Origin of the sequence: Protaetiibacter mangrovi (assembly GCF_024752305.1) — a bacterium.
Classification (GTDB): domain Bacteria; phylum Actinomycetota; class Actinomycetes; order Actinomycetales; family Microbacteriaceae; genus Homoserinibacter; species Homoserinibacter mangrovi.
On record NZ_JANTHX010000005.1, the window covers coordinates 517,521 to 530,198 of the forward strand.

At 71.4% G+C, this 12,678-nt stretch carries 13 protein-coding genes; all 13 read left to right on the plus strand.

The genetic code is table 11. From position 1 onward, the window contains the following. Nucleotides 1-196 precede the first annotated feature (196 nt). The 13 genes from NUH29_RS07365 to NUH29_RS07425 all read left to right on the plus strand — a co-directional run bounded on the left by NUH29_RS07365 (nucleotide 197) and on the right by NUH29_RS07425 (nucleotide 12,665). Nucleotides 197-1,141 carry an NAD kinase gene (locus tag NUH29_RS07365; RefSeq protein WP_258798383.1) on the plus strand — a complete coding sequence of 315 codons (945 nt, stop codon included), beginning with the start codon at nucleotides 197-199 and terminating at the stop codon, nucleotides 1,139-1,141. Next, a complete protein-coding gene (gene recN / locus NUH29_RS07370; RefSeq protein ID WP_258798384.1) occupies nucleotides 1,138-2,844 on the plus strand; it encodes a DNA repair protein RecN in 1,707 nt (568 codons plus the stop codon). Before NUH29_RS07365 ends, recN begins: the two co-directional genes overlap by 4 nt. A gap of 69 nt (nucleotides 2,845-2,913) precedes the next feature. Then, the gene (gene pyrG / locus NUH29_RS07375; protein ID WP_258798385.1) at nucleotides 2,914-4,662 is read left to right on the plus strand and encodes a CTP synthase; all 1,749 of its coding nucleotides are present in this window, start codon (nucleotides 2,914-2,916) and stop codon (nucleotides 4,660-4,662) included. Nucleotides 4,663-4,667: 5 nt separating this feature from the next. Further along, complete coding sequence (locus NUH29_RS07380; RefSeq protein ID WP_373317441.1) at nucleotides 4,668-5,255, plus strand: NUDIX domain-containing protein; 588 nt, start codon at nucleotides 4,668-4,670, stop codon at nucleotides 5,253-5,255. Then, complete coding sequence (gene xerD, locus NUH29_RS07385) at nucleotides 5,242-6,165, plus strand: site-specific tyrosine recombinase XerD (protein ID WP_258798386.1); 924 nt, start codon at nucleotides 5,242-5,244, stop codon at nucleotides 6,163-6,165. Before NUH29_RS07380 ends, xerD begins: the two co-directional genes overlap by 14 nt. 107 nt (nucleotides 6,166-6,272) lie before the next feature. After that, entirely contained in the window at nucleotides 6,273-7,184 is a 912-nt protein-coding gene (locus NUH29_RS07390) for a ParA family protein (protein ID WP_258798387.1), read from the plus strand. 31 nt (nucleotides 7,185-7,215) lie between these two features. After that, a complete protein-coding gene (locus NUH29_RS07395; protein WP_258798388.1) occupies nucleotides 7,216-8,052 on the plus strand; it encodes a segregation and condensation protein A in 837 nt (278 codons plus the stop codon). Beyond that, a complete protein-coding gene (scpB, locus tag NUH29_RS07400) occupies nucleotides 8,042-8,623 on the plus strand; it encodes an SMC-Scp complex subunit ScpB (RefSeq protein ID WP_258798389.1) in 582 nt (193 codons plus the stop codon). The genes NUH29_RS07395 and scpB overlap by 11 nt, the downstream gene beginning before the upstream one ends. After that, the gene (locus NUH29_RS07405; RefSeq protein WP_258798390.1) at nucleotides 8,620-9,408 is read left to right on the plus strand and encodes a pseudouridine synthase; all 789 of its coding nucleotides are present in this window, start codon (nucleotides 8,620-8,622) and stop codon (nucleotides 9,406-9,408) included. The genes scpB and NUH29_RS07405 overlap by 4 nt, the downstream gene beginning before the upstream one ends. Then, nucleotides 9,405-10,511, plus strand: coding sequence for a prephenate dehydrogenase (locus tag NUH29_RS07410; protein WP_258798391.1), 1,107 nt, complete (start codon nucleotides 9,405-9,407; stop codon nucleotides 10,509-10,511). Before NUH29_RS07405 ends, NUH29_RS07410 begins: the two co-directional genes overlap by 4 nt. Beyond that, nucleotides 10,511-11,185 carry a (d)CMP kinase gene (gene cmk / locus NUH29_RS07415; RefSeq protein WP_258798392.1) on the plus strand — a complete coding sequence of 225 codons (675 nt, stop codon included), beginning with the start codon at nucleotides 10,511-10,513 and terminating at the stop codon, nucleotides 11,183-11,185. Before NUH29_RS07410 ends, cmk begins: the two co-directional genes overlap by 1 nt. Before the next feature lie 27 nt (nucleotides 11,186-11,212). Beyond that, nucleotides 11,213-11,851: a SatD family protein gene (locus NUH29_RS07420; protein ID WP_258798393.1), complete on the plus strand. Its 639-nt coding sequence runs from the start codon at nucleotides 11,213-11,215 to the stop codon at nucleotides 11,849-11,851. After that, on the plus strand, nucleotides 11,844-12,665 hold the full coding sequence (locus NUH29_RS07425; protein WP_258798394.1) for a hypothetical protein: 822 nt from the start codon (nucleotides 11,844-11,846) through the stop codon (nucleotides 12,663-12,665). The genes NUH29_RS07420 and NUH29_RS07425 overlap by 8 nt, the downstream gene beginning before the upstream one ends. Nucleotides 12,666-12,678 lie beyond the last annotated feature (13 nt).

The following is a 12,678-nucleotide window of genomic DNA, read 5'->3' on the forward strand; positions in this document are numbered from 1 at the left end:
CCCAGCGGGGCACGTGCGCGCGCGAGCGAAGCGATGCGCAGGATTCGCTTTCGGGACGCTGGCACCGGGCCGGGCGGGAGCGCGTCGCCGAAGGCGGCACGCGAGGGCATGCGTCGCGAAAGCGAATCCTGCGCATCGCGAAGCGGCCCTGTGCGGCAGAGCGGCACGCGTCCGACGCATCCGACAGAATGGGGGCATGACCGACGACGCGCGCCACCTGCTGGTCGTCGCCCACACCGGCCGCGCCGATTCGCTCGACGCCGGCATCCAGGTGTGCCGACGGCTGATCGCGGCGGGCATCACGCCCGTGGTGTCGGATGACGAGCTCGCCGACCTGCGTGAGGCGGCCCCCGACCTGCAGCCGCTCGCGCTGCTCGGGGTCGACGTCGCGCCGTCGGCGCTCGAGCTGGTGATCGTGCTCGGCGGCGACGGCACGATCCTGCGTGCGGCGGAGCTGGCCCGCGGATGCGAGGCCCCGGTGCTCGGCGTGAACCTCGGCCATGTCGGGTTCCTGGCGGAGGCGGAGCGCGAGGATCTCGACGAGACGGTGCAGCGCGCCCTCGCCCGCGACTACGTGGTCGAGGAGCGCATGGCGCTCTCGGTGCGGGTGAAGCTCGGCAGCGAGGTGGTCTACGAGACGTGGGCCCTCAACGAGGCGACGGTCGAGAAGGCGAGCCGTGAGCGTTCGCTCGAGGTGGTCGTCGAGGTCGATGCGCGTCCCCTGTCGACGTTCGGCTGCGACGGGGTCGTGGTGTCCACGCCGACGGGGTCGACCGCCTACGCGTTCTCGGCGGGCGGTCCGGTGATCTGGCCGAGCGTCGAGGCGATCCTGATGGTGCCGCTGTCGGCGCACGCCCTGTTCGCGCGCCCGCTGGTGGTGGGCCCGGATTCGCCGTTGGCGATCGAGCTGCTCGACCGCTCGCAGGGCAGCGGGGTGCTCTGGTGCGACGGGCGCCGCACCTTCGACCTGCCGCCGGGCGCGCGCGTGGTGGTGCGCCGGTCGCCGCAGCCCGTGCGGCTGGCGCGGCTCGCGGCGCATCCGTTCGTCGACCGCCTGGTCGGCAAGTTCGCGCTCCCGGTCGACGGCTGGCGCGGCCCGGTCGGCGAGGGTTCCGGCGGCGAGGAGCGGGGCAGGGCGTGATCGAGGAGCTGTCGATCCGCGACCTCGGCGTCATCGGGGATGCGCGGCTGCCGCTCGGCCCGGGGTTCACGGCGGTCACGGGTGAGACCGGTGCCGGCAAGACGATGGTGGTGACGGCGCTCGCGCTGCTGCTCGGCGAGCGCGCGGATGCCGGTGCGATCCGTGCGGGCAGCGTCCAGGCGGGTGTCGAGGGGCGCTGGCTGGTGCCCGAGACCGGTGCCGTGGCGGAGCGCGTGCGCGAGGCGGGCGGCGAGGTCGACCCGGTCGGCGACGGCCGGGCCGAGCTGATCCTCGCCCGGACCGTGTCGAGCGAGGGCCGCAGCCGCGGCATCGTCGGCGGTCGCTCGACCCCCGTCGGCGTGCTGGCCGAGCTGGGGGAGCGGCTCGTGGTGGTGCACGGGCAGTCGGACCAGCTGCGGCTGCGCTCGGCCGCGGCGCAGCGCGAGGCTCTCGACGCCTCGGCGGGTGCGGAGCACGCGTCGACGCTGCACGACTACGCCGACGCCTACCGCGACTGGCGTGCGCTCGCCTCGGAGCTCGAGGTGCTCGCGCTCGACCGCGAGACGCGCGCGCGGGAGGCCGAGCAGCTGCGGCTCGATCTCGACGAGTACGCGGAGCTCGCGCCGCAGCCCGGCGAGGAGGACGAGCTGGCCGCCCGCGCGGAACGGCTCGGCAACCTCGAGGATCTGCGCGCCTCGGCGGCGCTCGCCCAGGAGGCGATCTCGGCGCAGTCCGGGGACGACCATCCGGATGCGGTCGCCCTGGTCGAGGAGGCGCGCCGCGCCCTCGCCCGCGTGGTCGACCACGATCCGGGGCTGGCGCCCGCACGCGACGGGCTCGACGCGGTCGCGTTCCAGCTCGCCGAGGTGTCGGCGGAGCTGTCCCGCTACCTCGGCGGGCTCGACGTCGACGGCGCCCGCGAGCTGGAGGGTGTGCAGGAGCGCCGCTCCGCACTCGCGGCCTTCTCGCGCAAGCACGGCGCACCCGTCGACGAGCTGGTGGCGCGCTTCGAGCAGGCGGGCCTGCGGCTGGTCGAACTGGACGGCGACGACGACCGCATCCGGGCCCTCGAGCACGAGGTGCAGCGGGCGCGGGTGCGGGTCGACGAGCTGGCCGATCGGGTCGGCGCGGGGCGACGGGCGGCCGCCGAGGCCCTCGCCTCGGCGGTGACGGCGGAGCTCGCCGCGCTCGCGATGCCGGACGCGCGTCTGGTCGTCGAGGTGGAGGCGGCCGAGCTCGGGCCGACAGGCCGCGACCGGGTCGCCTTCCTGCTGACGCCGCACACGGGCGCGGAACCGCGTCCGCTCGCGAGGGGCGCATCGGGCGGCGAGCTCTCGCGCGTGATGCTCGCCCTCGAGGTGGTGCTGGCGGCGGGCGGCGAGACCCCGACGTTCGTGTTCGACGAGGTCGACGCGGGGGTCGGCGGTGCGGCGGCGATCGAGATCGGGCGCCGTCTCGCCCGGCTGGCCGAGTCGGCGCAGGTGATCGTGGTCACCCACCTGGCGCAGGTGGCGGCCTTCGCCGGCAACCATCTGGTCGTCGAGAAGGACCGCGACGGTCGGGTGACGGCCTCGAGCGTGCGGCGGGTCGACGCGGATGCCCGTGCGGCCGAGATGGCGCGGTTGCTGTCGGGCCTCGCCGACTCGGAGAGCGGTCTGGCGCACGCCCGCGAGCTGCTCGAGCTCGCTCAGCCCGCGCGCTGAGCGAGGTTCGGCATCCGATGTCGCCGTGTCGCAGCGGACGCTCGGTTTCGTGACATATGCTGAAACCCCGTGGTGAACAATCCGGGACAGACCGTTACCAAGCACATCTTCGTCACGGGGGGCGTCGTCTCCTCGCTGGGTAAGGGCCTCACCGCCGCCAGTCTCGGCAACCTCCTCACGGCACGCGGTCTGCATGTCGTGATGCAGAAGCTCGACCCGTATCTGAACGTCGATCCGGGCACCATGAACCCGTTCCAGCACGGCGAGGTGTTCGTCACCGACGACGGCGCCGAGACCGACCTCGACATCGGCCACTACGAGCGCTTCCTCGACATCGAGCTGAGCCAGGCCGCGAACGTCACGACCGGTCAGATCTATTCGAGCGTCATCGCGAAGGAGCGCCGCGGCGAGTACCTGGGCGACACCGTGCAGGTGATCCCGCACATCACCGACGAGATCAAGCGCCGGATGCGACTGCAGGCCGCGCAGAGCCCGGCGCCCGACGTCATCATCACCGAGATCGGCGGCACCGTCGGCGACATCGAGTCGCAGCCCTTCATCGAGTCGGCGCGTCAGGTGCGTCACGAGCTCGGCCGCAAGAACGTGTTCTTCGTGCACGTCTCGCTCGTGCCGTTCATGGGCGCGTCGGGCGAGCAGAAGACGAAGCCCACCCAGCACTCGGTGGCGGCGCTGCGCTCGATCGGCATCCAGCCGGATGCGCTCGTGCTGCGCAGCGACCGCATCGTGTCGGAGTCGAACAAGCGCAAGATCGCGCTCATGTGCGACGTCGACGAGCAGGCGGTCGTGAACGCGGTCGACGTGCCCTCGATCTACGACATCCCCACCATGCTCAACCAGCAGGGGCTCGACGCCTACATCATCGAGCAGCTCGGTCTCGACGACAAGGCGGGCGAGGTCGACTGGAGCGGCTGGTCGCAGCTTCTGAAGGCGGTGCACGAGCCCGCCCACGAGGTGACGATCGCGCTCGTCGGCAAGTACATCGACCTCCCCGACGCCTACCTCTCGGTCACCGAGGCGCTGCGTGCCGGCGGGTTCGCCCACCAGACGAAGGTCGCGGTGCGCTGGGTCCCCTCGGACGAGTGCGAGACGCCCGAGGGCGCGGCCCGGATGCTGGGCGACGTCGACGGCATCTGCGTGCCGGGCGGCTTCGGCGTGCGGGGCATCGAGGGCAAGCTCGGCGCCCTGCGCTTCGCGCGCGAGAACGGCGTCCCGGCGCTCGGGCTGTGCCTGGGTCTGCAGTGCATGGTGGTCGAGTACTCGCGCAACGTCGCGGGCCTGCCCGGTGCCAGCTCCTCCGAGTTCGACCCCGACACCGAGTTCCCGGTGATCGCGACCATGGCGGAGCAGGTCGACATCCTCGACCACGGCGACCTGGGCGGCACCATGCGCCTCGGACTCTACGAGGCGCACCTCGCCCCCGGGTCGGTGGTCGCCGAGGCCTACGACGCCGAGGTCGTGCACGAGCGGCACCGCCACCGCTACGAGGTCAACAACCACTACACCGAGCGCATCGCCGCGGCCGGGCTGGTCTTCTCGGGCACCAACCCCGAGCACGGGCTGGTCGAGTTCGTCGAGCTGCCGCGCGAGGTGCACCCCTACTACGTCGGCACCCAGGCGCACCCGGAGCTGCGCTCGCGTCCGAACCGCGCCCACCCGCTGTTCCGCGGGCTCGTGGGGGCCGCGCTCACCCGTCAGCAGGCGTCGCGCCTCTTCGAGGTCGAGGGCGCGGATGCGCCCGCCGAGCAGGTCGACGAGCTGGATCCGGCCGCCGCCGTCGCCGAGCCCGCCGAGGTCTGACCCCCGTGACCCCCGACGAGCGCGCCGCGCTGCTCGACGGTCCGCTCGCCGACCTGAGCGATCCCGCGGAGCTCGTGTGGTCGCATCGCGTGTACGAGGGGCGCGTGTGGGACATCCGCCGCGACCGCTTCCGTTTCGGCGACCACGAGCTCGAACGCGACTACGTCGACCACACGGGAGCCGTGGCCGTGCTCGCGCGGGACGCCGAGGATCGCGTGCTGCTGATCAACCAGTACCGGCATCCGATCCGCTCCCGCGACTGGGAGCTGCCGGCGGGGCTGCTCGACGTCGAGGGGGAGGACCCTCTCGCCGCGGCACGGCGTGAGCTCGCCGAGGAGGCGGATCTGGTCGCCGAGGACTGGAGCGAGCTGCTCGTGTTCGCGACCTCGCCCGGCGGCAGCGACGAGGTGATCCGGGTCTACGAGGCGCGCGGCGTCTCGGCCGCACCCGAGGTCTTCGACCGCACCGAGGAGGAGGCCGAGCTGCTGCTGCGCTGGGTGCCGCTCGCCGAGGTCGTCGAGGCGGCGCTCGCCGGACGGTTGCGCAACTCGATCCTGCTGCTCGCGGTGCTGGCCGCTGATGCCCGCGGCTGAGCTCGCGCGGCACCTCGACCGCTACCTGCGCCACCTCTCGATCGAGCGCGGTCTGTCGGCCAACACGGTCGCCGCCTATCGGCGCGATCTGACGGCGCTCCTCGCGGCGCTCGTCGACCGCGGGGTGACGGATCCGGCCGCCCTCGCGCCGGAGCTGCTGCGCGGCTACGTGGTGGGTCTGCGCGACGGGGAGGCCGGTCTCTCGGCGAGCTCGACGGCGCGCGTCATCTCCTCCATCCGCGGGTTCACGCGCTTCCTCGTCGAGGAGGGCGTGCTCACCGCCGACCCGGCGCAGGATCTCGTCGCACCGAAGCTCCCGAAACGGCTGCCGAAGGTGCTCAGCCAGCAGCAGGTGGAGGCGCTGCTCGCGGCCACCGATGGCGACGATCCGGTGCGGATGCGCGACAAGGCCCTGCTCGAGCTCCTGTACGCGACCGGTGCGCGGGTGTCGGAGGCGGTGGCGCTCGACGTCGACGACCTGGTCGGACCGGACGGCACGCCCGAGCTCATCCGCGTGATCGGCAAGGGTGACAAGCAGCGGATCGTGCCGGTCGGCTCGTATGCGCGGGCGGCTGTCGAGGCGTACCTGGTGCGGGCGCGCCCGCTGCTCGCGGGCGGGGGCCGGGCCACCCCCGCGCTGTTCCTCGGCGCCCGCGGCGCGAGGCTCAGCAGGCAGAACGCGTGGCTCGTGATCCGCGCCGCCGCCGAGCGCGCGGGGCTGACGGTCGACGTCTCGCCGCACAGCCTGCGCCATTCCTTCGCGACGCACCTGCTCGCGGGAGGCGCGGACGTGCGGGTGGTGCAGGAGCTGCTCGGACACGCGTCCGTCGCGACGACGCAGCTCTACACGCACGTCACGATCGACAACCTCCGCGACGCCTACCAGCTCTCCCACCCCCGCGCCCGCTGACCCCGCGCGACGCGCCGGTTTCAGGCTCTAGTTGAGGGTTAGGTGAACCCGGAGGGGCGCGCCTGTCGTCGCGGGGGGCGCAGAAGGGCCGGACGTACACTCGCGATATGACAGCGCAGCGGGAGGCCACCCAGCTCCGGGACGGCAGCACCGAACTGCCCGGGCTCGAGGACCTGGGCGTCGAACTGGGTCCGACGGGGCGCCCCGTGACCGAATTCCCGGAGCCGAAGACGCTGAGATCGCACGGCCCGGCCCGGATCATCGCCCTCTGCAACCAGAAGGGCGGGGTGGGCAAGACCACCACCACGATCAGCCTCGGCGCCGCCCTCGCCGCCTACGGCCGGCGGGTGCTCGCGATCGACTTCGACCCCCAGGGCGCGCTGTCGGCGGGGCTCGGCGTGCCGACGCACGACGTCACCACGATCTACGACCTGCTGCTCGGCTCGGCCAAGGACGTCGCTGCCGCGATCCAGACCACCGGCACGCCGGGGCTCGACGTGATCCCCGCGAACATCGACCTCTCCGCGGCCGAGGTGCACCTCGTGAACGAGGTCGCCCGCGAGCAGATCCTCGCCCGTGTGCTGCGCCAGGTCGCCGCCGACTACGACGTCATCCTGATCGACTGCCAGCCCTCGCTCGGGCTGCTCACCGTCAACGCCCTCACCGCGGCGCACGGCGTGCTCATCCCGCTCGAGTGCGAGTACTTCGCGCTGCGCGGCGTGGCGCTGCTCGTCGAGACGATCGACAAGGTGCGCGACCGGCTGAACCCCGCGATCGAGCTGGACGGCATCCTCGCGACCATGTACGACCCCCGCACCCTGCACTCGCGCGAGGTGCTCGAGCGCGTCGTCGAGGCGTTCGGCGACCGCGTGCTCGAGACGGTCATCAACCGCACCGTGAAGTTCCCGGATGCCTCGGTCGCGGCCACCCCGATCACCGAGTTCGCGCCCGACCACCACGGCGCCGACCAGTACCGCCAGCTCGCCCGCGAGCTCGTGCACCGTCACGCCGTCGCCTGAGCTCCGGCCGCCGCTGACTAGACTCGCCACCATGCAGGAGGCGTCCGTCGAGGTCGATCAGGCCGTGGCGGACGACGCCCCGCCGGAGGCGGGATTCCGCCTCACCTTGGCGAACTTCGACGGTCCCTTCGACCTGCTGTTGTCGCTCATCACCAAGCACGAGCTCGACATCACCGAGGTCTCGCTCTCGAAGGTCACCGACGAGTTCATCTCCTACCTGCGGGGGCTCGACGGCCCGGAGGAGCTCGACCAGGCGAGCGAGTTCCTCGTCGTCGCGGCCACCCTGCTCGACCTCAAGGTCGCGGGGCTCCTGCCGCAGGGCGAGCTCGTCGACGCCGAGGACGTGGCGCTGCTCGAGGCGCGCGACCTGCTGTTCGCGCGCCTGCTGCAGTACCGCGCGTTCAAGGAGGCCGCCCGCTGGTTCGAGGCCGGGTTCGAGGCGGAGTCGGGGCGGCATCCGCGGTCGGTGCGTCTCGAGGAGAAGTACCGGAGGCAGACGCCGGAGCTGGTCTGGACGCTCAGCCTGCACGACTTCGCGGCGCTCGCCGCGCTGGCGATGGCTCCGCGCGAGATCGCGGTGGTCGGCCTCGACCACCTGCACGCGCCGCTCGTGAGCATCCGCGAGCAGGCGGCGGTCGTGGTCACGATGTTGCGAGCGGGCCAGGCGACGACCTTCCGCGAGCTGATCGCGGGCGCCGCGCAACGCGGCGTCGTGGTGGCGCGCTTCCTCGCGGTGCTCGAGCTGTACCGTCACGCCGCCATCTCCTTCGAGCAGTTCGAGCCGCTCGGCGAGATCACCCTGCGCTGGACGGCCGCGCACTGGAACGACGACCAACTGGCGACCCTGGGGGCCGACTATGACCGATGACGTGCACGACGACGGTGCGGCGCTCGAGCGACGCCTCGAGGCGATCATGCTCGTGGCCGACGAGCCGCTTCCGCTGGTGACGCTGGCGACCGCGCTGGGTGCACCGGTGCCCGCGGTGCGGCAGTCGCTCGAGCGTCTCGTCTCCGACTACGACGGCGAGATCGGCGGGCCGCGTCGCGGCTTCGAGCTGCGGGAGGTGGGCGGAGGGTGGCGCCTGTACGTACGCCCCGAGCACGACGAGGTCGTGCGCGACTTCGTGCTCACCCAGAGCCCCACCCGCCTCTCGCAGGCGGCGCTCGAGACGCTCGCGGTGATCGCCTACCGGCAGCCGATCGCCCGCAGCTCGATCGCCGCGATCCGCGCGGTCAACGTCGACTCGGTCGTGCGCACGCTGCTCGGCCGGGGCCTCATCACCGAGGCGTTCACGGATGCCGAGACCGGTGCCATCCACTACGAGACCACCCCGCTGCTGCTGACCCAGCTCGGCATCAACTCGCTCGACGAGCTACCGCCGATCTCCCCGCTGCTGCCGGACGGGGTCGAGGGGTTCGAGGAGCTCGGCGCCCGATGATCGACGAGCAGCCGGAGGGCGAGCGACTCCAGAAGGTGCTCGCGGCGGCGGGCGTGGCGTCGAGGCGCGTCGTGGAGCAGTACATCGTCGCCGGGCGCATCCGTGTCAACGGTCGCGTGGTCACGGAGCTCGGAACCCGGATCGACCCCGAGAACGATCGGGTCGAGGTCGACGGCACACCCGTGCAGCTCGACGCCGACAAGCGCTACCTCATGCTCAACAAGCCCAAGGGCGTCGTGAGCACGATGTCGGACGAGAACGGGCGCCCCGACCTGGCCCGCTACGCCGAGCAGGCGGGGGAGCGGGTCTACAACGTGGGCCGGCTGGACGCCGAGACGACGGGCCTGCTCGTGCTCACGAACGACGGCGAGCTCGCCCACGTGCTCGCGCACCCCTCCTACGGGATCGAGAAGACCTACCTCGCGACGGTGCGCGGTGTCGTGAAGCCCGAGGCGCTGCGGCGGCTCCGGGCCGGAGTCGACCTCGACGACGGGCCGATCGCCGCCGACCGGGTGCGCGTCATCGGCGAGCCATCCGGGGGGCGCACGATCGTCGAGGTCACGCTGCACTCCGGCCGCAACCGCATCGTGCGCCGGATGCTCGCCGAGGTGGGCCACCCCGTGATCGAGCTCGTGCGGCGCCAGTTCGGCCCCCTGCACCTCGGCTCGCTCGGGGCGGGGCGGATGCGCGACCTCACTAAGGTGGAGGTCGGCGCGCTGCTGGCCCTCGCCCGCGACGCCGCAGCCGACGCCGCACCGCCGACCACGAAGCAGGAACCCCGATGACCGACCCGCACCCGGGCGACCACCGTCTCGCGGAGCAGGTGCGCATCGTCGGCTCCGGACTGCTCGGCGCGAGCATCGGCCTCGGTCTCTCGGCGAAGGGCGTCGACGTCATCGTCGACGACGCCTCACCGTCGACCCGTTCGCTCGCGATCGCCTACGGCGCCGGCCGTGCGCCCGCCGCGGGCGATGCGCCGGGCCTGATCGTGGTCGCCGTGCCCCCGGATGTCGTGGCCGAGGTGGTCGCCGCCGAGCTCGAGCGCTTCCCCGAGGCGCTCGTGACCGACGTCGCGAGCGTGAAGCTCTTCCCGCTCGAGCAGCTGCGCGCCCGCGGGGCGGACCTGTCGCGCTACCTCGGCTCGCATCCGATGGCGGGCCGGGAGCGCGGCGGCGCCGTGTCGGCCCGCGCCGACCTGTTCGTGGGCCGGCCCTGGATCCTGGCGGGACACGACCGCATCAGCTACCGCCGCGCCGCCGCCGTCGAGCACATGGCGCTCGACCTCGGCGCCGTCCCGATCCAGTTGGATGCCGCCGAACACGACCGGAGCGTCGCCCTGGTCTCGCACGCGCCCCAACTCGTGGCGAGCCTGCTCGCGAGCCGGCTGCGCGACGGCTCCGCCTCCGCGCTCGGCCTCGCCGGGCAGGGGGTGCGCGACACCACCCGCATCGCCGGCAGCAATCCCGAGCTCTGGGTGCAGATCCTCGGCGCGAACGCGGCCGAGATCGCCGCGGTGCTGAAGCCGCTGCGCGACGAGCTCGATGTCGTGATCGCGGCCCTCGACGACCCGGAGGCGCCCGCCTCGCGGCGGGCGATCGCCGAGGCGCTCGTCGCCGGCAACGACGGCGTCGCGCGTATCCCGGGCAAGCACGGCCAGGACAAGCGCTACACCTCGCTCGTCGTCAAGATCGACGACCGTCCGGGCCAGCTCGCGAGGCTGCTCACCGAGATCGGCGAGGAGGGCGTGAACATGGAGGACCTGCGCCTCGAGCACTCGCCCGAGACGAAGGTCGGCTTCGCCGAGATCTCGGTGCTGCCGGAGGCCGCGCATCCGCTCGCCGCCGCCCTCGAACAGCGCGGGTGGACCCTCATGGAGGCCGAGCGGTGATGTGCGCAGCAGTCGTCGTCGCCGTCGACGGCCCGGCGGGCTCGGGCAAGTCGAGTGTGAGCAAGGCCGCCTCGCGTGCGCTCGGCTACGCCTTCCTCGACACGGGCGCCGCCTATCGCGCGCTCACCTGGCAGGCGCTCGAGTCCGGCATCGACACGGCCGACGCCGCGGCCATCGTGGCGCTGCTCGACGGCTTCGACTACCGCACGACGGTCACCGACGAGGGAACCCGCGTCACGGTGGGCGACGCCGACGTGACCGACGCCATCCGCGAACCGCGCATCTCCGCCGTGGTGAGCGACATCGCGCGCGTCCCCGAGGTACGGCTCGCCCTCAACGACGCGTTCCGGCGGATGATCCGCGAGACGGATGCGCCGGGCATCGTCGTCGAGGGCCGCGACATCACGACGGTCGTCGCCCCGGACGCCGCCGTGCGCATCCTCCTGACGGCCGACGAAGCGGTTAGAATTGCCAGGCGATCGGCCGAGCTCGCGCCCGGCACCGCCTCCACGGCGGGGCAGCTGCGCGAGCGGGATGCGCGGGACGCCCAGGTGGTCGACTTCCTGACCGCGGCGCCCGGCGTCGTGACGATCGACTCCACCGAGCTCGACTTCGACCAGACCGTCCAGGCGGTCGTCGGGCTCGTGAATGACGAGCAGGAAAAAAGGTTATAACCCCGGGATATAAGCTAAAATCTCGGTATGGCACTGAATACGGTGGCAATCATCGCGGACATCGTGCGCTCTCGGGAGATCGGAAGCCGGGATGCCGCGCAGCTCATCTTGGAAGAAGCCTTTCGTCGTGTACGCGACCTCGTAGACCTGGAGGAGCCGTTCCGGCCCACGGTTGGTGACGAGTTTCAGGCCGTGGCAGGGGATCTAGGTGACGCCATATGGGTAACGATGGCCGCTCGACTCACCTTTCCCGCGGGGGTGGAATGCCGTTTCGGGCTTGGACGAGGAGATACCCACCTGGTCACTTCGAGTGAGCGGGATGGAATTCGAGATGGCTCAGCCTGGTGGCGTGCCCGAGAAGCAATAGAAACGGCGCACCGCGAGCAGAGCAATGGGCGGTCATCGCTGCGCACAAGTTTCGCATCCGATGACATCAGCGAAACGAATGGTGTCAACGCCTACTTGACCATCCGCGACCACGTTATCTCGAGGATGAAGAAGCAGGAGCGCTCAATTGCCTTCGGCCGCATGTCGGGAGCGACCCAAAGCGCGATCGCCCGTGCACACGAAGTCTCCCAGTCGGCCGTTTCCCAGAGTCTGCAGCGGTCTGGGGGAGCCGCCCTAATCGATTCGGCCACGTTGTGGAAGGGAAGGCCAGTTGGTTGAGGCAGCGTCGCTGTTGCTGACCGTTGCTCTGGCGGACCTGGCGCGGGCGTTCGCCCGCACCGTCACGTGGTGTTGGATTCTCGGACTAGCTAGCGCAATGCTTGCATCGCTCGGATTGTGGGCGATGCTGGGGTACTCCTGGGTGGTTGCCGCCCTTGTTCTCGTGATCGCTGCCAGCTGGGTCCTACTCGTAGGAGTCAATCCATCAGTCGGAGCTACTCGGATCTGGCCAGCGCTCGTCCTCACCGTTCTCGTTGTAGTGCTTGCTACCGGGTATGCGTCGGAGGCTCACTTGAATGCTCAGATCCTGGCTTTGTATGAGAGCACTCCGATCGCGGGAGCAGGCGTCAGCTGGCGAGTAGCACTTGCGGCGGCCAGTGTGACTCTCTTCATAACACGAAGCGCCAACTTGATCGTCAGGGGCGCGATCGTCTCGCGGGCCGCACAGGCGGAGTCGAGCAGTCCGGACGAATCATCCAGGATCTCGCCGATCCGACCACGTTGGCGAGTGGCGTGGAAGAACGTCGAGCTTGCAACGATCGAACGCGCCCAAGAGAGTCCTCGCGCACACAATGAGCTAGCAGGCGGGCGTGTGATCGGGCCTATCGAGCGGATACTTCTCGTCGCGCTGATGCTGAGCGGCAATGCCGTCATTGTCGCCGCGTTGGTCGCAGCCAAGGGAGTAGTGCGCTTCCCCGAAATATCTGCCGACCGAGACGGGGGCTTGAACGCCGAGACATTCCTCGTTGGGAGTCTCACGAGCTGGACTATCGCTGCTGCAGCGGCGGCGCTCATCTGGGCGGCGGGACCCTAAGGAGCGTACGCAA